At 71.0% G+C, this 21,967-nt stretch carries 17 protein-coding genes; 10 read left to right on the forward strand and 7 right to left on the reverse strand.

The genetic code is table 11. The features are described 5' to 3' along the window. Nucleotides 1-26: 26 nt before the first annotated feature. Nucleotides 27-485, forward strand: a complete 459-nt coding sequence (locus LXT23_RS40050; RefSeq protein ID WP_253985732.1) for a putative toxin-antitoxin system toxin component, PIN family — start codon at nucleotides 27-29, stop codon at nucleotides 483-485. Here LXT23_RS40050 and LXT23_RS40055 read toward each other — a convergent pair. Beyond that, nucleotides 461-1,993 (reverse strand): NADase-type glycan-binding domain-containing protein, encoded by a 1,533-nt coding sequence (locus LXT23_RS40055; protein WP_253985733.1) that lies wholly within the window; start codon nucleotides 1,991-1,993, stop codon nucleotides 461-463. The genes LXT23_RS40050 and LXT23_RS40055 overlap by 25 nt on opposite strands. Next, a complete protein-coding gene (locus LXT23_RS40060) occupies nucleotides 1,990-2,985 on the reverse strand; it encodes a cytochrome c family protein (protein ID WP_253985734.1) in 996 nt (331 codons plus the stop codon). The genes LXT23_RS40055 and LXT23_RS40060 overlap by 4 nt, the downstream gene beginning before the upstream one ends. A gap of 76 nt (nucleotides 2,986-3,061) precedes the next feature. Here LXT23_RS40060 and LXT23_RS40065 point away from each other — a divergent pair, with 76 nt between their 5' ends. Then, a complete protein-coding gene (locus LXT23_RS40065) occupies nucleotides 3,062-4,075 on the forward strand; it encodes a zinc-dependent alcohol dehydrogenase family protein (RefSeq protein WP_253985735.1) in 1,014 nt (337 codons plus the stop codon). A 150-nt stretch (nucleotides 4,076-4,225) separates the two neighbouring features. Then, entirely contained in the window at nucleotides 4,226-5,719 is a 1,494-nt protein-coding gene (locus LXT23_RS40070) for an ATP-binding protein (protein ID WP_323379133.1), read from the forward strand. Between the two features lie 36 nt (nucleotides 5,720-5,755). Here the strand turns inward: LXT23_RS40070 and LXT23_RS40075 are convergent, their stop codons facing one another. Then, a complete protein-coding gene (locus tag LXT23_RS40075; RefSeq protein WP_253985737.1) occupies nucleotides 5,756-7,828 on the reverse strand; it encodes an RIO1 family regulatory kinase/ATPase domain-containing protein in 2,073 nt (690 codons plus the stop codon). Between the two features lie 273 nt (nucleotides 7,829-8,101). Continuing rightward, nucleotides 8,102-8,653: a DUF4833 domain-containing protein gene (locus tag LXT23_RS40080; protein WP_253985738.1), complete on the reverse strand. Its 552-nt coding sequence runs from the start codon at nucleotides 8,651-8,653 to the stop codon at nucleotides 8,102-8,104. 291 nt (nucleotides 8,654-8,944) lie between these two features. On the opposite strand from LXT23_RS40080, the gene LXT23_RS40085 reads away from it, so the two are divergent. Beyond that, nucleotides 8,945-9,700 (forward strand): EF-hand domain-containing protein, encoded by a 756-nt coding sequence (locus LXT23_RS40085; protein WP_253985739.1) that lies wholly within the window; start codon nucleotides 8,945-8,947, stop codon nucleotides 9,698-9,700. 5 nt (nucleotides 9,701-9,705) lie between these two features. On the opposite strand, the gene LXT23_RS40090 is transcribed toward LXT23_RS40085, so the two are convergent. Beyond that, nucleotides 9,706-10,878, reverse strand: a complete 1,173-nt coding sequence (locus LXT23_RS40090; protein WP_253985740.1) for a hypothetical protein — start codon at nucleotides 10,876-10,878, stop codon at nucleotides 9,706-9,708. A 192-nt stretch (nucleotides 10,879-11,070) separates the two neighbouring features. On the opposite strand from LXT23_RS40090, the gene LXT23_RS40095 reads away from it, so the two are divergent. The 6 genes from LXT23_RS40095 (at nucleotide 11,071) to LXT23_RS40120 (ending at nucleotide 19,416) form a co-directional block, all read left to right on the forward strand. Continuing rightward, nucleotides 11,071-13,851, forward strand: coding sequence for a response regulator (locus tag LXT23_RS40095; protein WP_253985741.1), 2,781 nt, complete (start codon nucleotides 11,071-11,073; stop codon nucleotides 13,849-13,851). Nucleotides 13,852-13,964: 113 nt separating this feature from the next. Beyond that, nucleotides 13,965-15,383: a glutathione-disulfide reductase gene (gor, locus tag LXT23_RS40100; protein ID WP_253985742.1), complete on the forward strand. Its 1,419-nt coding sequence runs from the start codon at nucleotides 13,965-13,967 to the stop codon at nucleotides 15,381-15,383. A gap of 256 nt (nucleotides 15,384-15,639) precedes the next feature. Further along, nucleotides 15,640-16,368 (forward strand): DUF6310 domain-containing protein, encoded by a 729-nt coding sequence (locus LXT23_RS40105; protein ID WP_323379134.1) that lies wholly within the window; start codon nucleotides 15,640-15,642, stop codon nucleotides 16,366-16,368. 1 nt (nucleotide 16,369) lies between these two features. After that, complete coding sequence (locus tag LXT23_RS40110) at nucleotides 16,370-17,128, forward strand: DUF5953 family protein (protein ID WP_253985744.1); 759 nt, start codon at nucleotides 16,370-16,372, stop codon at nucleotides 17,126-17,128. A gap of 207 nt (nucleotides 17,129-17,335) precedes the next feature. Further along, on the forward strand, nucleotides 17,336-18,631 hold the full coding sequence (locus tag LXT23_RS40115) for a DNA polymerase beta superfamily protein (protein ID WP_253985745.1): 1,296 nt from the start codon (nucleotides 17,336-17,338) through the stop codon (nucleotides 18,629-18,631). Further along, a complete protein-coding gene (locus LXT23_RS40120) occupies nucleotides 18,628-19,416 on the forward strand; it encodes a nucleotidyltransferase domain-containing protein (protein WP_253985746.1) in 789 nt (262 codons plus the stop codon). Before LXT23_RS40115 ends, LXT23_RS40120 begins: the two co-directional genes overlap by 4 nt. A gap of 45 nt (nucleotides 19,417-19,461) precedes the next feature. On the opposite strand, the gene LXT23_RS40125 is transcribed toward LXT23_RS40120, so the two are convergent. Next, on the reverse strand, nucleotides 19,462-20,727 hold the full coding sequence (locus LXT23_RS40125; RefSeq protein ID WP_253985747.1) for a chitosanase: 1,266 nt from the start codon (nucleotides 20,725-20,727) through the stop codon (nucleotides 19,462-19,464). A gap of 141 nt (nucleotides 20,728-20,868) precedes the next feature. After that, the gene (locus LXT23_RS40130) at nucleotides 20,869-21,789 is read right to left on the reverse strand and encodes a hypothetical protein (protein WP_253985748.1); all 921 of its coding nucleotides are present in this window, start codon (nucleotides 21,787-21,789) and stop codon (nucleotides 20,869-20,871) included. Between the last annotated feature and the right edge of the window lie 178 nt (nucleotides 21,790-21,967).

The raw sequence follows: 21,967 nt of genomic DNA on the forward strand, positions 1-21,967 counted from the left end.
ATGAGCTTCCGGGCGAGCATAGCGCAATGCCTCCTCCCCTGCCGGTGGTGCTCGACACCAACGTGGTGCTGGACCTGTTCGCCTTCGCGGACCCGCACGCGCGCCCCCTGGCCGAGGCCCTGGACGCAGGCACGCTGGTGGCGTGGGCGGACGCGGACACGCTGGCGGAGCTGGGGTACGTGCTCGCCTCGCGCCACTTCCGCCCCGGCTGGGACGCGGCGGCGCGGCAGGCAACATCGGAGCGGTACCGGACGCTGGTGCGCGTCGTCTCTTCCGAGGACGTACCCGTGCCGGAGCTTCCCCGGTGCCGGGACAGGGACGACCAGAAGTTCCTCCTCCTGGCCGCCCGGGCCGGGGCCGCGTGGCTGGTGAGCAAGGACAAGCGGGTGCTGTCCATGGCCGGCCGCGCGGGACTGCCCTTCGCCATCCTCACCGTGCGGCAGGCGGTGGAGCGCCTGCGTCACGCGCTGGTGGCGGGCCGGTAGCGCACCACGCGCACGGAGAGGTCGTTGACGATGAACGTGGTGATGGAGGCCAGGCGCGACCTGCCGTCCGCCTCGTCGCTCCACTCCAGGACGTGGATGCGCAGGGGCTCGCCCACCTCCAGGTGCTCCTCCGCGTGCGCGCGGACCAGCACCACCGAGGCCCTGTCGCCCGCGTAGCTGACGAGCGTCTGCCGGAAGGTGAGCCAGGACTCGCGGCTGCCGGACTCCTCCGTGGTTCCCCGGAGGAAGGCCGTGGGGCGCGCGAGGGGGCCGATGGCGAACTCTCCGCCGGAGAGCTGGTGCTGGAGCTGCGTCGCCTTGTCGCTCAGGGGCGCGTCGTTGCAGCCCATGCATTCCCATTCGCAGTCACAGTCGTAGCTGTCCGCGGGCTTCGCCTCCGTCTTGCGGTGCTGCTCGCACTGGCTCACGCAGACCTTCAGCGCCCGGGCCTCCTTCTTCTTCGTCTTCTCGATGTTGGCGCGCATCTGCGACTGGGTGGCGTCGGCCTCGAAGAAGGAGGCGTCCGCCAGGTGCAGCAGCCCGGCGATGCGCACCAGCCCGTCATCCTCCATGGCGGACAGCGCCGCCCGCGCCGCGGCCTTCTGGGGGCGGAGCTGGGCGGGCTTCACCCGCGTCCACTTCGTCCGGGCCTCCGAGGTGTCGCCCTCGTTCTCCAGGTCCGCCCGGTCGAACAGCGCGGCCACCTCGCGCGCGCGGACGAGCGCGTCACGGTAGCCCTCCTTCTCCGGGACGGCGGCGAGGATTCCGGCCGCGGCCTTGCCGGCGTCCTGCCCCGGATGCCCGGTGCGCTTCAGCGACAGCAGCGTCTGCGCCTTGTAGCGCGGCGCCCAGGCCAGCTTCGCCTGGGTGTCGTTGCGCTCGGCGGCCTGCTTGCGCTCGTAGGCGAAGGAGCGCACCTGCTCGTAGGCGGCGGCCTCCGCCTCGGGCTTGTACGGGTCCTCGCCCTCCACGTAGACGCGCAAGTCACTGAGGCAGGTGTCGTCGTAGGCGGTGCCCGGGTACGTGGAGGCGAGGGTGAGCCGCACGCCCTGCACCTTCGCGGGCACGGGCAGGCGGACCTCCTGCCAGCCCTGGACGTCCTTCAGCTCCACCTCCAGCGCGGTGCCCGTCACCTGCGCGCCCGTCTCGCCCTGCACCAGCGGCTCCAGCTTCACCTTGCGCGGGCGCGCGTTGGCGCGGAAGAGCTTGTCGGACTTCTGGAAGCCGTTGCGCAGGAAGACGCGGAAGGACTTCGCCTTCGTCAGCGCGGGGCCCCACCACTCCAGCGCCTCGCCCTCGCCGCGGCCCTTCGCGCCCTCCACCCATGCGGTGGTGGGGTCATCGTCCGCGACGTAGAGGGGCAGGTAGTTCTGCGCGTGCTTGTTCCAGCCGTTCTCCAGGAAGGAGGACGCCGTCACGCGGCGGGGGTGCAGCCGGTGCGCTCCGCCCGCGTCGGGCTCGAGCATGACCGGCGGCGTGGCGGCGAGGAGGAGGGAGAGGAGAATCATGGCTTGCGCTCCTTGGACGGCGGACGGGAGGGAAGGGCGGCGGCCCACAGCACCAGCCGGGACAGCCCCGCGGGATAGAGCCCCGAGTCCTCCTGCTCCCGGGACACGAGGTGGTAGACGATGCGGGCGTAGCGCGCGCCCGGAGGCAGGGCCACGCGGCGCACCTCTCCGGGCACGAGGCGCGTGTCCTCCACCGCGCCCAGGTGCGGCAGCGGCTCGGGCGGCCAGGCGCGGACCTCCAGGCGGCGGCCGAAGGTGGCCACCGTGCGCGGGGCCTCGAAGAGGGGCTCGTCCGCCACCTCCACGCTCACCCAGCGCATGACGTCTCCGGTGGGGAAGGCGTGGCCCACGTCGCGCGTGGAGACGCGGAGCTGTCCGGGAGCGGGCTCGACGACGAGGGCGGCCTTGAGGGACTCGGTGCGGCGGGTGCCTCCCAGGCCATGGTCTCCGCCTCGCATGTGGCAGGCGGTGCAGTGGCGGGTGTCTCCGGACTGCTGTCGCCAGCGCGTCCACTCGCCCACTGTGTCCTGCTGCCATCCGGTGGAGGAGAGCCGCACGCGCTGGCCCGCGCCGTCCAGCACGGGGAAGCCGAACTGGTGGCAGCCCGCGCAGGGCATGCCGGGCGTGGCCTTCGCCTCCGCGAGCGGGGCGTGACAGCCGGCGCAGGTGACGCCGTGCTCCTCGGGTGGGCTGCCCGCGGGCAGGGGGCCTCGTTCGAGGTTTCGCGCGAGGGGCGCGTGGCACTGGACGCACCAGCCGGGCCGGTCCTCGGTGAGGGCCACCTGGAAGACGTCGTCCGTGCGCGCGGTGGCGTGGCCGCTGTGGCGCCACGAGTCCACCTGCGCGGGGTGGCACCCGGCGCAGCGCTGGACGCCCCAGTCGGGAAGGCCATGCGGCGCGGAGCCCACGTCCATGCGCGCCGTGCCCTGCGGGAAGCGGGGCATGGGCGCGGTGGCCAGCAGCGAGCAGGTGAGGAGCAGGAGCGCGTGCACTGTTGGCGACAGAGTGTAGGCGGTGCGGGGTGGAAACCGCGACTCCTGCCCTGGTGGGCGGGGTAGAACGCCACACATGAAGGCCTACGAGATTCGCGACGGCTTCGGGCTGGACAAGCTGGTGCTCACCGAGCGGACGGAGCCCACGCCCGGCCCCTTCCAGGTGCGGGTGCGGGTGAAGGCCACGAGCCTCAACCAGCGCGACTTGATGATGGTGGAGGGGCGCTACAACCCGCGGCAGAAGCTGCCGCTCATCCCCAACTCGGACGGGGCGGGCGTGGTGGACGCGGTGGGGCCGGGTGTCACGCGCGTGAAGCCAGGCGACAGGGTGATGGGGCTGTTCTCGCAGATGTGGATGGCGGGAGAGCCGACGCGGGCCGCGCAGACGAGCACGCTGGGTGGGCCGCTCGACGGCGCGCTGGCGGAGTGCATGGTGCTGCACGAGGACGGGGTGATTCCCACGCCCGCGCACCTGTCCGACGAGGAGGCCGCGACGCTGCCGTGCGCGGCGCTCACCGCGTGGAGCGCGCTCGTCACCTATGGCGCGCTCAAGGCGGGAGACACCGTGCTGGTGCAGGGCACGGGGGGCGTCTCCATCTTCGCGCTGCAGCTGGCGCGGCTGCTGGGGGCGCGCGTCATCGTGACGTCCAGCCGGGACGACAAGCTGGAGAAGGCGCGGGCGCTGGGCGCGAACGAGCTCATCAACTACGCGACGACGCCGGACTGGGACAAGGCGGCGCGTGCGCTGACGGGCGGCGTCGGCGTGGACCACGTCGTGGAGGTGGGCGGGGCGGGGACGTTCGAGAAGTCACTGCGCGCGGTTCGCGTGGGGGGCACGGTGTCCGTCATCGGCGTGCTCAGCGGTGGCGCGGGCAACGTGCCGCTCACGCCCATCCTGATGCAGAACCTGCGCGTGCAGGGCATCCTCGTGGGGCACCGCCAGGGCTTCGAGGCGCTCAACCGCGCGCTCACGCTGCACGGCGTGCGGCCCGTGGTGGACCGGGTGTTCCCCTTCACCGAGGCGCGCGCCGCGTTCGAGTACCTCAAGAGCGGAGCGCACTTCGGGAAGGTGGTCATCCGGGTGGGGTGAGGTGGCCCGTGCCTGGCCGTGGGCTTCGGAGCGGGCGGGCATCCAGGATGGGCAGGACTCGCAACGTGGAGGTGTTACCTTCGCGGCATGCCTCGTTGGTTCAACACCGCCGGTCCGTGCATGTCGGCTGACCACTACATGCTTCCGGCCATGCGGCGTCTGCCGGAGGTGGTCCCCCTCATCGACCAGAGGGGATACTTCGTCCTGCATGCACCTCGGCAGGTAGGCAAGACGACGGTGCTCCGGTCCCTGGCCGAGCAGCTCACCGCCTCCGGCCGCTACGCCGTGCTTCATTTCTCCTGTGAAGCCGGCGAGGTCGCCGGTGATGACTTCGCCGAGGCGCAGCGGGGCATCCTGGAACGCATCCGTCACAGCGCCGAGCTCTACCTGCCCGAAGAACTGCGCCCCCCTGCATTTCCGGAGGCAACCGACACCCAGCTCCTGGGTAAAGCTCTTTCAACCTGGGCGCGTACCTGCCCTCGTCCCCTGGTGCTCTTCTTCGACGAGATTGACGCCCTCCGGGGGCAGAGCCTGCTGAGTGTGCTGCGGCAACTGCGTGAAGGCTTCACGGACAGGCCCGTTGGCTTCCCGTCCTCCGTCGTCCTATGTGGCCTGCGCGATGTTCGCGACTACAAGGTGGCCTCGGGAGGACGGGAGCACCTGGGCACGTCGAGTCCCTTCAACATCAAGGTGGAGTCGCTCACCCTGCGCAACTTCACGCGCGACGAGGTGGCCGAGCTCTACCAGCAGCACACCGACGACACCGGCCAGCACTTCCTCCCCGAGGCAGTGGACCGCGCCTTCTACTGGACGCAGGGTCAGCCCTGGCTGGTCAATGCGCTGGCCCGGCAGATGGTGCAGCAGCTCGCGCCGGACCGGACCCAGACCCTGACGGCAGACCACGTGGATGCCGCGAAGGAGCTCCTCCTCAAGCGCCAGGACACGCACCTGGACAGCCTGGCCGAGCGACTGCGCGAGCCTTGGGTGCGGCGCATCCTGGAACCCATGCTCGCCGGGCTTGCACTGGGCGACGTGCCGCAGGACGACCTGCGCTTCATCCAGGACCTGGGACTGGTGCGCATGGGCACCACGGGCAGCGTGGAGATGGCCAACCCGCTCTACCGGGAGGTCATCCTCCGCGTCCTGTCGAACACGGCCTTCGCCTCCCTGCCTCCAATGAAGTCAGCGCCTCCATGGCTGCGCGCGGATGGCCGGCTCGACATGGAGCGCCTCATCGAGTCCTTCGTGGCCTTCTGGCGCCAGCATGGCCAGCCGTTGCTGGGCACGGCGCCCTATCACGAGATTGCGCCGCACCTGGTGCTGATGGCCTTCCTGCACCGGGTGGCCAACGGCGGTGGGACACTGGAGCGCGAGTACGCCATCGGCACCGGGCGCATGGACTTGTGCCTGCGCTACGGGCCCGACACGCTCGCCATGGAGCTCAAGGTGTGGCGTGACGGGGAGAAGGACCCGGTGGATGAAGGGCTGGCCCAGCTCGACAAATATCTATCGGGACTGGGGCTCGACTCCGGCTGGCTGGTCGTCTTCGACCGGCGCACCGGGCAGCCGCCCATCTCCGAGCGCACGCTCGCGACGCGTGCCCAGACTCCATCGGGTCGTCAGGTCACCGTGCTGCGGGCCTGACGCCCCTCGCCTGGACGCGAGGGGCACATCGCCCGCTCAGGAGCCCGTCTCGTGCGGACCCGGGTCGGAGGAGGACGTCGGCCGACCCACGAACGAGACCTGCGGACTGGAGGAGCGCGGCGGACGAGGTCCTCCGCGGCCCTGGCCCTGCCTCGGCTGCCGGGGCCCCGAGCCGGTGTTGCCCGGGCCCGGCGAGCGCGACTCCCGCAGGGTGTTCGTCTCCGGACCCGTGGGCTGCCCGTTGCTCGAGGGCCGGCTCTCCACCACCGGCTGCGAGCGGGGCCCTCCGCGCCTGTCACCCCGCGGAGCTCCGTTGCCCCCGCGCGGCTCCCGAGGCGGAGCGCCATTCCCGCCACGCTGCTCGGTCCGACCCGGTGCTCCGTTGGCCTCGCGCGGCTCCCGCGAAGGAGCGCCGTTGCCGCGCCGCTCGGGCCGGCCCGGCGCACCAGTGGCTTCGCGCGGCTCCCTCGGAGGGGCGCCGTTCCCACGCTGCTCGACCCGGGGCGGTGCTCCGTTGACCTCGCGCGGCTCCCGCGAGGGGGCGCCGTTCCCACGATGCTCGGCCCGGGGCGGTGCTCCGTTGGCCTCGCGCGGCTCGCCCGCAGGGACGTAGGGGCTGCCCCCGCCACGTGCATCGCCCCGAGGCGGACGTCCGTTGCCTCCCGGGCGCTGCTCGGTCCGGCCCGGCGCACCATTGGCCTCGCGCGGCTCACCACCCCGCGCGTCGCTCCGGGGCGGACGCCCGTTGCCTCCGGGGCGCTGCTCGCCGCGAGGCGGGCGGCCTCCGCCCTCCGCGCGCTGTTCCGTCACGGGCGCGGACGTGGGAACTCCACCCCGCTGCTCGTTCCTGGCCGGACGCCCGTCACGCTGCCCGTTGGACGCGGGGCGCTCGTTCGTGATGGCCCGTGCCCCGTTCTCCGGGCGCTGCCCGTTGGACGCGGCACGCTGCCCGTTCGGAGGCGGCGGACGCGCGCCGGTGTTGCCCTGACGCGGCCCGTTCGGAGGCGGACGCGCTCCCGCGCCACCGCGCTGCTCGGTGGCGGGCGGACGCGGCCCCCCTCCACCTGCCGATGCCGGACGGTTGCCGCCATTGCGCGGCGGCCCCCTGCCAGGGCCACGATTCCGGCCTCCTCGCGGAGGAGGCGCCGCCGCGGGCTTGCCGCGCTCGCCGCCGCCCTGCTTCAGCACCAGGGCCTCCAGCTCGCGCAGCTCCGCTTCCGCTGCCTCCTCGGGCGTCATGTTCGCCTGGGGGACGGCCACCAGCGCGGGCTCGGGCTCCGGGCGGAAACCACCACCCCGCTCCGCCGGGAAGCCCGGACGGGCGTCGCGCGGACCCTTGAAGCCACCCCGGCGGGACGTGTCGCGGAAGCCACCCCGGGGGGTGAAGCCCGGCGACAGCTCCCGGCGCACATACGCATTCCAGATTTCGCTCGTGTCGCCCTCCGCGTCGTACAGCTGCGGGGCGATGCCGGCGAGGAAGTTGCGGACGTTGTCCAAATCTCGCCGGAAGTAGAACTCCGCCTGGTTGTTGCGCGCCGCCGCCACCGTCTGCGGGAAGTCGATGATGATGGCGCCCTGCCAGCTCATCAGGATGTTGAACGGGGACAGGTCGCCGTGGATGAGGTCGGCGCACAGCATGTTCACGACCTGGGAGCGCAGGTCCACGTAGAGGGCCTGGGCCTCCTCGGGCGTGGCGGGCGGGGCCTCCACGAGCCGCGGGGCAGGGTGGCCCTGCGCGTCGAGCACCACCTCCATCAGGAGGATGCCCTCGTAGAACAGCACCGGCGCGGGCACGCGCACACCCTGGGCGTGCAGCTTGTAGAGCGAGTCCGACTCGGCGCTCTTCCACGCCTCCTCGGCGGCGGCCTGACCGAAGCGGCTGCCCTTCTCCATGGCGCGGCGCGTGCGGGAGTTGCGCACCTCGCGCCCCTCGCGGTAGCCCACGTTGTTACGGAAGTTGCGCTCGTGGCGCTCCTTGTACAGCTTGGCCGCGACCACCTGGCCGGCGTGCTGGACCAGCCACACCTCCGCTTCCTTCCCCGTCTTCAGCTGGCCGATGACGGCTTCGATGATGCCGTCGGCGAGGAGGGTTTCTAGTGAGTCATTCATTCAGACGCGGGAGTCCAGTGGGGTCCGGGCAAGGTGTCGCAGGCGCGCGCGAGCGGCCCTGTGCGCCGCGCGTGGTGGCATGTGAACATCTCCCGAGCCCCTCTTGCTACCGCCATGCAACGGCAACCCGCCGGGAGGCCCGGCCCCCGGCCTGCTACCAGTTTGTACGCCCGGGTTCCAGGGTAGCCAGACCTTCGTACCAGGGGGTGGGTCATCTGGGACCAAGGCGACGTCACAAGCGTGTGCCTGACGGGCTGGCTGCTCCCGATTCCGTCAGCGGCGGATGACCTCCTTGACGGAGCGGCCGTCTGCCCCGGTGCCACTGAGCAGCACGTAGGAGACACCTGTCGGCCAGGCCGTCTTCACGAAGATGCGGTCTATCTGCGCCGGCCTGCCCTCCAGCTGGGTCCACGCCCGGGCGGCGCAGCGGCCGTTCTCCCGGAAGACGTCCACGCCGATGACACGCTCCGGCCAGGCCCGCAGGCGGACGTGGACCTTCCAGCCCTTCGGGGTGGACTCCACCTGCTGGACGTCACCCAGGCCGTAGGCTGGCAGCTCTCGGCCGAGCAGGGGCTCGACGGCCGTCTCGCCCTTCTCCAGCATCCGCCAGTACGCATGCACCGGCTGGGCCCCCTGGGGCTTGCAGTCGCCGTCCAGGCGGATGCCGTAGTGGACCTGGTTCCGGTTGGTGCTCCGGGTGATGAAGAAGGCCGAGTCCGCGGCGCGCGCGGGAGCTGCCTGCCCCGCCGGTTCCGCCAGCGCCGGGGCCTGGCCGGACAGCAGCCCCAGGCAGAGACCTGGCAACGTCCAGTCCTTCAGTCGCACGCGTCCTCCTGCTCCCGCCTTTTATGTGGAGCGGCGCGGTGCCGGGTGCCAGGGGCGTCGCGCGATTCGCCTCGCAGACTGCATGAAACGCGTCAGCGGACGCCAGTCTCTGGCAAATCTTCGATCATTCATGGGGCGGGCAGCGCCCCGGTGTCGTTCCGAGGTCCGACGCAGCGCTTCCAGGAGGCGCCGCGGTCCGGGCCCGCTCCCGGGTGGAGCTTCCACGACGAGAAGCTGCTGACCCGCACCCGGAGAGCGCTACGATGCGCATCCGTCAGGGAGGGGTTCACCATGGCGACGAAGTCACGCAAGACGACGGCTGCGAAGAAGTCATCCCGGCGCGCTTCCACGGCGAAGAAGGCCACCACGAAGAAGGGTGCGGCGAAGAAGGCGGTCGCGAAGAAGGGGGCGGCGAAGAAGGCTCCCGCGAGGAAGGCTGCGGCGAAGAAGGGTGCGGCGAAGAAGGCTCCCGCGAAGAAGGCTGCGGCGAAGAAGGCTCCCGCGAAGAAGGGTGCGGCGAAGAAGGCCGGGGCCCGGAGGGCGGCCACGAAGCAGGGCGCGGCCAGGACGGCCTCCGTGAAGAAGGCCCCTGCCCGGAAGGCGGCCTCGAAGGGCGCGGCGGCACCGGCGGCGCGCAAGCCGGCGGCCCGGGCCCGGAAGCCGGAGGCTGCTCCCCAGTCCCAGCTCGAGCTCCTCCCCCGGAGTGAGCCCACGCCCCCGAAGGAGGCCCTGGACGCGCGGCCCGCCACGGGCTCCCCGTCCGTCGAGGAGGTGGAGACCACGTCCGCTGGCGTCCAGCCGCTCGCGCCCGAGCATGCGGCCGTGGACGAGCTGACCAGCTCCGGCAACGAGGTGCTCGACATCTTCCAGCGCTATGACCGCAACCGCACCGGCTCCATCGAGCGCTCCGAGTTCGCGCGGCTGCTGGAGGCGCTCGGGCAGAACGTCACCGACGAGGAGCTGGAGATTGCCGTCGACGCCGTCGACACCGACCGCACGGGCAAGATTTCCTGGAAGGAATTCAAGGCCTGGTGGAGCAGCCGGTAGCCACGTCAGAAGCGCATGAACATCCCGGCGCCGGCGGCGACCCCGTCGTTGCGCCGGCCGGCGGGGACCACCACCGGCACGGGCACGGGCTGGAAGCCGCTGTCGGCCCGTGCATCCAGCTGCGTGGGCCCCTCTGGCGACAGGGCATTGAGCAGGACGGTGATGGCGAAGGTGCCGGCCATGGTGCCGAGCACCGTCTTGGCCACCGTGACGTCGCTGACGTCCAGCCGCGAGCCGATGAGGAGCGCCACGGCGCCCATGCCGATGGGGAACACGGTGGCGTCCCTCAGGGACGAGGGCGACAGGTCCAGCGGGAGGGCCAGCAGCCCGCCGACGAGCATGCCCGCCGCGGGGGCGATGAGCAGCGGCGTGAAGCGGAAGTCGTCCCCCGTCTGCCGCGCGCCGATGTACTCGACGAGGCCGGTGGTGAGGAACGCATAGAGCGTCGTCACGCCTACCAGCCCCGTGTCCCCTCCGCTCACGTCCTCGCCGCCCGCGGTGAGCAGGAGCACGGACGCGACGCCCACCTGGGACGTGGTCAGCGCCAGCAGCGCCCGTTGCCGGCTGTTCAGGTCCCACCCGTTGGCGGCGCTCACGCCGGCGGTGAAGCCCAGCGTCGCGGCGCCCGCGGCCAGCAGGGACTCGTTGCGCTTCACCGGGACGAAGTACTGGTAGAGGGTGCTCGCCGTACCCAGCGTGAGGGTGCCCAGCATCGCGCCCGCGTAGGCGTTGTCGCTCCGGCCCCCCGGGTCGTCGTAGCTGGCGCCCAGCATGGCGCCGAGGACCATGCCTCCCACCGCCTCGGACAGCACCAGCGTGGGGCCGCCCGAGGCGGCGGAGAGCCGGCTGTAGCGCAGGTCGTCCCGCCGCTTCACCGGCCGGGACCGGGTGGGAGGCGCAAGGGACTCCACCCGCCGGGGCTGCGCGTCCGGGATGGCAGGGGCCGCCGCCGGCCGTGCCAGCTCGGGCGTGTCGGAGGAGGGAACCGCCGGCCGTGCCACCTCGGGCGTGTCGGAGGCGGGGGCGAAGTCTGGCGGCGTGGCCCACTCGGGCTCGTCCGGGGAGGAAGGCGAGGAGGTGAGCGGCGGCGGTGGAAGCGGGTCCTGGGAGGACTCGGCCGGCTGCTGGGCGCTCGCGACGGTGGCGGCGAGGCCCAGCACGAGGACGATGGGACGCATGGGGACGACTCCTGGACTTCGCATCTTGGTGGACCCGGCCCCCGGGGGAAAGGCCACCTCACAACGCGCCGCATCCCACCCCCATCTCCAGAACCGCTCGGCTGTCTGGCATGATGCGGGGCCGCTGCCCGTCCCGCGGCTCATTGCGTGACGAGAGACCGAGCTGACCTACACTGGCCTGTAGGGGGAAGGGTGTCCGACCTGGCGTCCAGCGCACATTCCGCCGTGTTCGAGCACTCGCGTGACGCGGTGCTCGTGCTCGATGCAGCGCAGCGGGTCCGCGAGGTGAATCGCGCCGCGGAGCGCTACTTCGGGCCGCGTGCGGGACTGCTGGGCAGTGCCGTGGCGCAGGTGCTTCCCGGCTGGCGTCCCCCCGAGTCGCGCGCCAGCACGGAGGCGCCCCACGAGACGGAGCTGGCCGGGCAGCGTCCGGGAGGCGGCGGGCAGGCGTACTACCTGCGCGTGCTGACGCTCCCGCTGACGGGCGCCGACGGCCCCGGCTGGGTGCTGCAGCTTCAGGACATGACGGGCCGCCTGGAGGTGGAGGCCTCCATCCGCCAGCAGAAGGAGTTCTTCGAGGCGGTGGTGCGCAACAGCCCGGTGGCCATCGTCACGATTACGCGCCAGTTCCGCGTGCTGTCGTGGAACCCCGAGGCGGAGCGGCTCTTCGGCTACACGCCCCAGGAGGCGCTGGGGAAGCACATCTTCGAGCTGGTGGCCACCGAGCAGACCGTGCTCCCGGAGGCGGAGCGCGCGTCGCGCGAGGTGGTGCAGCGGGGCCGCGTCCACTCCGTCACCCGGCGCGTGCGCAAGGACGGCAGCGTGGTGGACGTGGAGCTGCTGGCCCTGCCGGTGTCGGTGGGCGGCCGGCAGCTGGGCTTCATCGCCATCTACCACGACATCACCGACCTGCAGCGGGCGCGCCAGGCGGCCGAGGCGGCCAACCAGGCCAAGAGCCTCTTCCTGGCCACGATGAGCCACGAAATCCGCACGCCGATGAACGCCATCATCGGCATGACGGGGCTCCTGCTGGACACCGCGATGTCGGAGGAGCAGCGCGACTTCGTCTCCACCATCCGCCAGAGCAGCGAGGCGCTGCTCACCCTGCTCAACGACGTGCTGGACTTCTCCAAGATTGAAGCCGGCCGGTTCGAGACGGAGCTGCACCCGTTCGACCTGCGCCAGTGCGTGGAGTCGGTGCTGGACCTGCTGGCGGTGCGCGCCAGCGAGAAGGGGCTGGACCTCAACTGCGACATCGCGCCGCACGTGCCGCAGATGCTGGTGGGCGATGCGTCGCGCCTGCGCCAGGTGCTCCTCAACCTGGTGGGCAACGCGCTCAAGTTCACCGAGCAGGGCGGGGCGCTCGTGACGGTGGACGGCACGCGCAGCTCCGAGGCGCACGACGCGCCCTGGGAGCTCATCTTCTCCGTGCAGGACACCGGGCCGGGCATCCCCGAGGACATGCGGGCCGGCCTCTTCCAGCCCTTCAACCAGCTGGACGCGTCGGTGTCCCGGCGCTTCGGCGGCACCGGGCTGGGGCTGGCCATCTCCAAGCGGCTGGTGGAGGCCATGGGCGGCCGCATCTGGGTGGAGGGCGCGGGCGCCGCCGGCACGGGGACTACGTTCAGCTTCGCCCTCAATGCCCAGTCCGCGCCGCAGGTGCCCGCCGTGCACCTGCGGCAGGAGCAGCCACTGCTGCAGGGCCGGCGCGTGCTCATCGTGGACGACAACGCCATCAACCGGCGCCTGCTGGGCCGGCAGCTCCAGGCCTGGGGCATCGACTCCGTCGAGACGGCGTCCGGGTCCGAGGCGCTGTCGCGGCTCCAGGCCGGCGCGCGCTTCGACGTGGCCCTCATCGACCACCAGATGCCGGGGCTGGACGGGCCGGCGCTGGCGACGCGCATCCGCCAGTGGGGCGACATGCGCAACCTGCCGCTGCTGCTGCTCACCTCGCCCGGCCGCCGGGGCGCCACGCCCGAGGGCCTCTTCTCCGGTGTGCTGTCCCGTCCGGTGAAGGCGTCCCAGCTCCACGACGCGCTGATGTCGTGCCTGTCCACCGACGTGGTCCATGCGCACGTCGCGCGGGTGGAGCAGCGCGCGCCCCGCAAGGCGCCCTCCCCGGGAGAGCGGCCGGGAGACCGGCTGCCGCTGGACATCCTGCTCGTGGAGGACAACGCCACGAACCAGAAGCTGGCGCTGCTGGTGCTGGACCGGCTCGGCTACCGCGCGGACGTGGCCTTCAACGGGCGCGAGGCCGTGCACTCCGCCACCCAGAAGCGCTACGACGTGGTCTTCATGGACCTGCAGATGCCGGAGATGGACGGCCTGGAGGCCACCCGGCGCATCCGCAACGAGCTGCCACCCCGGGCACAGCCGTGGATCATCGCCATGACGGCGAACGCCATGGACTCCGACCGGGACCAGTGCTTCGCGGCGGGCATGGACGACTTCCTGACCAAGCCCATCCGCGTGGATGCGCTGGCTGCGTCGCTCCTGCGCTGCCAGCCCCGGCGCGCCGATGCACGCATGCCGGCCCGCCCGGAGACGACGCTCCCGGTGCCTCCTCCGTCCCTCATGGACGAGATGCCCGAGTCGGCGCGGGTCCCCGGGCTGGAGCCGGTCGCGCTGTCGCGCCTGTGGCGGGAGCTGGGGGCGCAGTCGGGGCAGATACTCCCGGAGCTCATCGAGACGGCGATGCACAGCATGCCGGCCCTGCTCGACGACGCGGACACCGCGCTGGCGGCGAGCCGGCTGGACGACCTGGGCCGCGCGGCGCACACGCTCAAGTCCAACGCGGCCTGGTTCGGCGCCTCGGCGCTGGAGAAGCAGTGCCGGGACATCGAGCTGCTCGCCGACGCGGGCAACCTGGAGGGCATGGCGGAGCGGCTGGAGCGCTGCCGGGTGGAGCTGGACGGCACGCGGCGCCTGCTGGCGCGCCTGCGCGAGAACATCATGGCCCTGGGGCGCAACTAGGACCGCACTGTCCGCTGTCGAGGGTTCCGGCACCGGGGCCTCACGCGCCGGGTGCGGTCCGTGTGCGCTGGCGCTATCTCTGAGGGCACGCGCGTTGCCCACGGAGGAGACACATGGCCCGGTACGACTTCGACCTGTTCACCATTGGCGGCGGCTCCGGAGGGGTGGCGGCCAGCCGCAGGGCGGGCTCGCATGGCGCGCGGGTGGCGCTCTGCGAGGACCGTGACCTGGGAGGCACCTGCGTGCACCGGGGCTGCGTGCCCAAGAAGTTGCTGGTGTACGGCTCCCACTTCCACGAGGAGTTCCAGGACGCGGCGGGGTACGGGTGGACGGTGCCGGAGCCGACGTTCGACTGGGGGAAGCTGCTCGCGGCGAAGGAGCAGGAGCTGAAGCGGCTGGGCGGCGTCTACGCGCGGCTCTTGCGCGACTCGGGGGTGACGGTGGTGGAGGGGCGCGGGCGGCTGGTGGACGCGCACACGGTGGAGGTGGCCGGGAAGCAGTACACGGCGGAGCGCATCCTGGTGGCCACCGGCTCGCGGCCGTACCTGCCCGCGGACGTGGCGGGCATCGAGCACGCCGTCACCTCGGATGACGCGCTGTCCTTTGCCCAGGTGCCGAAGCGGCTGGCCATCGTCGGGGGCGGGTACATCGGCGTGGAGCTGGCGTGCATCTTCCACGGGCTGGGCTCGAAGGTGACGCTCATCATCCGCGGCTCCTCGGTGCTGAGCGGGTTCGATGGGGACGTGCGCTCCTTCCTCACGGAGGAGCTGCGCAAGAAGGGCATCGAGCTGCAGGTGGACACCTTCGTGCGCGACATCGAGAAGCGCGGGGACGGGGTGAGCCTGCTGACGCGCGCGGGGGAGACGGTGGAGGCGGACGCGGTGCTGTACGCCACCGGCCGGCTGCCGAACACGGGAGGGCTGGGGCTGGAGGAGGTGGGCGTGACGCTGGACGCGCGCGGCGCGGTGGCGGTGAACGAGTGGTCCCGCACGTCGGTGGAGAGCATCTTCGCGGTGGGGGACGTGACGGACCGCATCAACCTCACCCCGGTGGCGATTGCCGAGGGGCGGGCGCTGGCGGAGACGCTCTACAACAACAACCCGATGAAGATGGACCACACCAACGTGGCCTCCGCCGTCTTCAGCCAGCCGCCGGTGTCGTGCGTGGGGCTGACGGAGCTGGAGGCGCGCGAACGCTACGGGAAGGTGGACGTGTACGTGGCCAGCTTCAAGCCGATGAAGCACACGCTGAGCGGGCGCAACGAGCGGACGATGATGAAGCTGGTGGTGGAGCGCGCCTCGGGGCGGGTGCTGGGGTGCCACATGGTGGGGGCGGACGCGCCCGAAATCATCCAGGGCCTGGCGGTGGCGGTGAAGTGCGGAGTCACCAAGGCGGTGCTGGATTCGACGGTGGGCATCCACCCCACGGCGGCGGAGGAGTTCGTCACCATGCGCGACCGGAGGCCGGACCCCGAGGAGCGGCTGGCCGCGGAGCTGGGGCATGATGCCGGGGCGACGACGGGGTCGCGCTGAAGGATGGACTGGGAGGCGTGATATCGGGAACACGTGGGACTTCGGTGGTTCCCGGCTCGATTGAAAGGACGTGTCCATGCGCCTCCACGCCTGCCTCTCACTGCTGCTCCTTGCTTCGGCCTGCGCCACGTCAGCGCCAAGAGCGAAACAGCCTGCTCTCCAGGACCTGAAGCTCGCCAATCTCCAAAGAGCGGCGGTGCTTCCGTGGGGCGATGGAGGGCGCTGCGTCGTCCAGCAGGCTTCCCAGCCCTGGCCCGTGCTGGTGGAGCGGTGCTTCCATGCGCTCGACCAGGAGCAGGTCCGGTTTCAAGATCCCGAAGGGAGATGTGCAGTCGCCTCCGCAGGTGCTGCTGCTGTGGGAATCGGGGTCTGTATCCTGGTGGCTCCGGAACTCGTCGTTGGAGCCGTCATCATCACGGGCGTGGTGGTAGTGGGTGTCGCCATCAAGCATGCACTGGATGCGTATGCGCTGCAGGGGAGCAATTCCGAGGACTCGCGGCCTGTGCCCGAGACCGAAGCTGCTCCTCGCGAGCCCGTCGCGGAGCGGAGGCCCAGGACTGGGTCTTCAGGGCAGGGGTGGCCTCCTCACGTGCCGCCCGAGCTCCGGGACCGGGAGCGCAAGTTGGACTGCACTCCTCGGCCCGTGCCACACCTGGGTGGCGATGCCCTCCACAACAGGTGCGCCGACAGGGTTCCGCAGAATCACTTCCCTGGCTCGGATGTCCTCGTCAATGGCAAGAACTTCGACGCGCTGCAGCTCGCGACGCGGACGTTGTGGGAAATCAAGACAGATGACTTTGACAAGCAGTCACCCCACTCCCAGAGATTCTTTGCCAGAATGAAACTGCCGGAAATACAGAGCGAGAAGAGGCTCGCGGAAGCGTGTGGGTATGACTTTGTCGTGGGGGTGCGAAGCGCCGCGCATAGAGCCGCGCTGCTCGACTTGGACCCCGAGCTCAAGGTCGTCGTCATGGACTGGTGCTGACATGGCAGCCGCCCCAAGGCTCCTCAACCTCAGCGTCTACGCGCCTGCGCTCGAGGGTGATGATAGACGCCCCCTCGCAATCGTCCATGGTATGGAGCGCGCGCTGCCCGATTTGCGGCTGAGGTGGACGCTTTCTGAAAAGGAAGAGCTCATCGCATTGCCTCACCGCGATGAGTGGGTGGCGACCCACAGGGCAGACGGCGGGTTTCCCTTCCTGTGTAACGATGACGAGAGCCGTCCCGTGACGCTTACCGGGTGGGAAAACCCAAGCGGCCTTGCCGCCGGGGGGCCGCCACGCTTCGAAGTCCATGCGACCTTGCCGCAAGACCCAGGTGGCCTTACGGCGGCAGGGGCGGTGCTGGAGGCCATAGGGGAGGGCGCTCGTGCGGTCTGGGGGCAGCTGTCGCCAAGCGGCTATGGCGAGGTCGTGTCGCAGCAGTTTCGCCGCCCGGGCGATGCGCCCCATGTGTCGCCCCATGGCCTGCCCTGGCTGAAGCTCCCGCGGTACAACCCTGCGCCTGAGCTTCCCCATTACCTCGGGTGGCTGAACTACTGGTCGGACGCTTCCGCACGCGCCATTGGATTCCCGGACCCCGCTCGCGATGCCGAGTTGCTGTCACGGGCGCGGCGCACGGAAACAGGTGGATGGGTTGTGCAGCTCACGGATGCACCCCTCGATTTCGACAACCCTACACACCTGGACGCGCTCCTGCGCGCCTATGGACGCTTCCCGAAAATCGGTGGGCGCTCAGCGACTTGACCCCTTTTCGCCAGCACTGACGACCCCGTTCCGACGCTCGGCATGGACTGAGGCTCCGGCGCCAGGGGAGCGGCCCGTTCTCCCCTGGCGGTCTCCCTCGTCGGGGAAGTTGCCAGCAGAGCCCGGCGTTCGCCTGTAGGGTGACAGTCAGGTCCGTGCCGCTCCTCTCGTCCGTGGGCGGCTTCGCACCGCACCGGGAGGTGGACGATGAGTGATTCTCCAACGGATTCTCCGCGCCAGGGCGCCCCGCGCATCAAGGGCCTGGAGCAGGTGGACCGGCTGTCGGTGCCCCTGCCGCACGGTACCGAGGTCACCACCCGCGTCGAGCGCATGGCCTCGGGTGGCCGCCGCATCCCCCAGGGCGTGGTCGGCCGCGTCGTCCGCGCCCATGACGGCGGCTTCGACGTGCAGATTGTCGGCGTGGGTGAGGTCTGGTTCGCGCGCGAGGAGCTGGTGCCCCGCCGCATGGGCCAGGTGAACTTCGCCCGCCGCCGCGAGGCTGCCTGGGCCGCGCTCACCCCCTGCGTGGTGCTGGAGACGCGCGTGGGCAGCCATGCGTGGGGCCTCGCCAACGAGAGCTCGGACGTGGACGTGCGCGGCGTCTTCGCACTGCCGCTGCCGTGGACCTTCGGCCTCGTGGAAGCACCCATGGACCTGGTGAGCGCCGATGGCAGCACCACGTACTGGGAGGTGCGCAAGACGGTGGAGCAGGCCCTGCGCGCGGACCCGAACACGCTGGAGACGCTGTTCGTCCCCGGCGCTAAGGCCACTGACGTGCTGGGCGAGTGGCTGCTCGCCGAGCGCGACGCCTTCGTGTCCAAGGCCATCTTCGGCAGCTTCGGCCGCTATGCCATGAGCCAGCTCGACAAGCTCACCCGCAGCCAGCGGCTCGCCGAGCACCGCGACCTGCTCCTCGGGTGGCTGTGCGAGGACCCCGTGCCGGACCTCGACGAGGTGGCGAAGCGGCTGGCCGCGGTGTCGCCTCGGGGCGCGCCGTCCCAGCAGGACGCACTGCTGGCCGCCAAGACGTACGTGAAGCAGCTCTACCGCTCGCTGTGGGACCAGGGCCTGCTCACGGCCAACGACTTCACGGCGCTCACCGCCTATGCCCGCGGCGGCGGGCAGCGGCCTCCGTCCGCGCGCGAGCTGCGGCCGAAGAACGCCTACAACCTGCTGCGCCTCGTGGCCACCGCCACCGGGTGGCTGCGCCATGGCGCTCCCACCTTCGAGGCCTCGGGCTCGCTGAAGGCGCGGCTGCTGGACATCAAGGCGGGCCGCGTGCCGCTGGAGGACGTGCTCAAGGACGCAGAGGACATGGCCCCGGAGCTGGAGGCCGCGCACCGCGACAGCAAGCTGCCGGACCACCCCGACTACGAGCGGGCGGACCGGCTGCTGCGGCGCGTGGGAGACGAGGTGGCACGGCGCTGGGTGCTGAAGGAGCCCGGCCCGCTGGGCCGTGACGCGCCGGAGGCCCCGGCCATGGAGTGGAGGGACGCCGAATGAAGGGCACCATGAAGGAGCACGAGAAGACGGTCGCCGACCGCGTGCTCGACGAGGAGTCTGCGAAGCGCGAGCACCTGGTCGTGTCCCTCTCCGGGGCGCACGCCTACGGCTTTCCCTCGCCCGACAGCGACCTGGACCTGAAGTCCATCCACGTGGCCCCCACCGCCGTGCTGCTGGGCCTCCAGCCCAAGCACATCACCGCCGAGCGCCTCCAGGTCATCGACGGCGTGGAGGTGGACTACTCGTCCAACGAGCTGCAGCCCGTCCTCCAGGGCCTTCTCCAGGGCAACGGCAACTACCTCGAGCGCATCCTCGGGGCCATCTGCGTGCGCGCCTCGCCGGACCTGGAGTCGCTGCGGCCCCTGGTGCGCGCCGTGCTGTCTCGCCGCGTGCACCGGCACTACCGGGGCTTCGGCCACGGCCAGCTCCGTGAGTGGGAGAAGAGCGGCTTCAAGTCCGCCAAGAAGCTGCTCTACGTCCTGCGCACCACCCTCACTGGCACGCACGCGCTGCGCACCGGTGTCGTGGAGACGGACGTCACCGAGCTGCTCGACCTGTATGGCTTCTCCGACGCCCACGCACTGGTGGAGCAGAAGCGGCGCGGGGAGAAGAGCGAGCTGCCCGACGAGCTGAGCAAGAAGTGGCAGGGTGAAGTCGCCCGCTCCTTCGAGGTGCTCGACGCGGCGCTCGCCGAGTCCGTGCTCCCCGAGGACCCGCCCGAGGACGCCGTGCTCGCGCTGGAGGCGTGGATGCTCGACCTGCGCCGGCGCAAGTTCACCGCCTGAGGTGAAGCCCGGGGGAGGGGGCTCGCCTCCCCCGGGGCCTCCGCGCTACTGGCAGGAGTACGTGTACGTGCTCGGCGTGCTCCAGGTGCCATCCGGGTTGATGGCGCGCACCGTGTAGCCGCTGAACGGATAGCTCGTCCCCCAGCAGTCCCGGGCGCGAACGTCGGTGCGGAACGCCGTGCCCAGGTCCCAGTTGCCGCGCCGGCGCAGCTTCTCGTACGCGGCCACCCGGTCCACCGCCTCAATCCACGTGGAGTCCGCCGCGAGCACGTCGCGCCGCTTCTCCAGGAACCGCTGGAGCCACAGGTTCTCGGTGATGCCGTTGTAGCCGATGACCGGCGCCACCTGCCCGCTGTTGCCCACCGCGTTGTTCGCGGCGCGGATGAGACTCTTGATGCCGGACTCGCCGTGGTTGATGTACGCGTCGTACAGCGCCGCCTTCGACAGCGCCGTGACGAGCCCCCACTTCGTGGCCTCGTTCATGGCTGGCGTGTAGTAGAGCCTGTCGCTCACCTGGTCCTGGCAGCTCTTGAAGTCCGCGCGCGTCGTCGTGTTGTTGTAGCTCGTCCCCCAGTCCGCCACCCAGTTGCCCACGGCGTCGAGCTCGGCGGTGGACGCCTGGGACTGGCCCGTGGACAGGAAGCGGTTGTTGATGGTGGTGAGCCCCGGCATGTACTTCGCCATCAGGTTGCCGTTGCCCGCGCTGCGCAGGTTCACGTAGCACTGGATGACCTGGATGGCGTCGCCCGTGCCCGTGCAGAAGCCCGCGCGCCCGCTGGTGTACCCGCGCCCGTCACCGATGTTCTCCGAGTACGCGTAGTTGATGTTGGGCGTGTCGTTCTCCCAGATGCTCGTCAGGTCCTCCGACACCTTCTTCTGATTGGCCGTCATCCCGGGGCCCGGAGGCGGCGGCGTGCTGCCGCAGCTCGGGTCGGAAATCTGGATGTTGGTGGCCGTCCACGACGTGTTGGAGTTCGTCGAGTAATAGAACGTGTAGGACGCATTCACTCCGACGGTGAGCCCCGACGTCCGCGAGTACGTACACGTCGAGCCGCTCTGCGTGTGCGTCCAGCCGGGCTCGTCATGGTCGCAGACCACGCCGCTCGGGACGCCGAACGCAATCGTGGGGCTCGTCATCGCGGCGGTGCCCGTGTTCTTGAAGACGATGGTGCCCCACCACTCGGAGCCCACGTACGTGTTCGTGGTGATGGTGTACGCGCACGCGGCGAGTGCCTGGGCCTCCGTGGCGACGGCTGCCTCCGTTTCCGCCTCACCCGCGTCCGGCGCGCAGCCGGCGAGGAGCGCGGCCACGCCCGCGAACATCCACCGCCAACCCCTCACTCCGCCTCTCTGTTGTCCACGCTGTGCCATGTCTGGTCCCTTTCCTGGCGCGGCCGTGAGGTCCGACTGAAGCCGCGCCAGAACGGGAATACCAGAAACCACTGACCGCATTCAGCGGGTGGAATTTTCGAGCCCGGACAGCTTGCGATTGCGGACCTTGAGCCACGCCTGCTGGCGGAAGAGGTACGTGGCGCAGACGCGGCGCCACGTCCACACGTCCTCCAGCTCCCACCACCGCGCGGGAGGAAGCAGGCCCTTGTCCCGCAGGTTGCCGATGCCCCGGTAGCCGACGCCGTCGAGCGTGTAGGCGGAGTTGGACTCCAGCATCAGCACCTTGTCGGTGGCGGCGTGGTGGTCCACGACGAGGAAGGTGTGCCCCGAGCGCCACTGGTTGCGCCAGCCCTGCACCAGCGTCCACGGGTGGGGCGGCACGTCCGGAGACGGCGCGGGAATGGCCATTCCGCTCTCCACGGCCGCTGTCACCGGGGAGAAGTAGTCCTCCGACGAGGCCACCATCATCTGCCGGTGGCGGCGGGCATCCCACTCGAAGGCGGAGCCGTGCGCGTCGGCGAAGGCCTTCACCGCCAGCGCCTCCACGAAGGTGCAGCAGTTGTTGACCGCGGGCGGCGCCAGCGGAAGGACGATGCCGGGCAGCACCCACGGGTAGCGCGCCAGGTCCAGCTCGTAGCGGAAGTCGCGGAATGCTCCGAGCAACGACGTCAGCCGCTCCTCGTCGATGGCCAGCGGCTCCTCGCTGAAGGTGAGCCGCGCCACCGGGGGTGGCTTGTCCAGGTCCAGGAGCCTCGCGTACCGCTGGGTGCGCCAGCGCAAGCAGACCCACGTGTCGAGCGCGCCCAGCGTCGGCACCTCCAGCCGCGCGTAGTCGACGTCCGGGGTGGGGAAGCCGAGCTTCTCCTCCAGCACGTGGTAGTCGCCCGGCTCGACGTAGCCTTCGAACTGCGAGCCCGTGTCCGGGGCGACGAAGCCGCGCAGGCGGATGGGGAGCCGCGCGACACGATAGGTTTCCGGCATGGACGTCCTCCGCGAGGAAGTGGCCGTCCATCATCGCACGCCTCCCGCACACAGTCCCTTGGACGGCGGCGGCGGTGCGGCCTACAACTCCAGGCGCCATGCCCACGCGCCTCCGACTCCTGCCTGCCCTCGTCCTCACCTCCGCGCTGCTCGCGTGTGCCACGCGCGGCGCGACGCC

It is taken from the genome of Pyxidicoccus xibeiensis, assembly GCF_024198175.1.
Classification (GTDB): Bacteria; Myxococcota; Myxococcia; order Myxococcales; family Myxococcaceae; genus Myxococcus; species Myxococcus xibeiensis.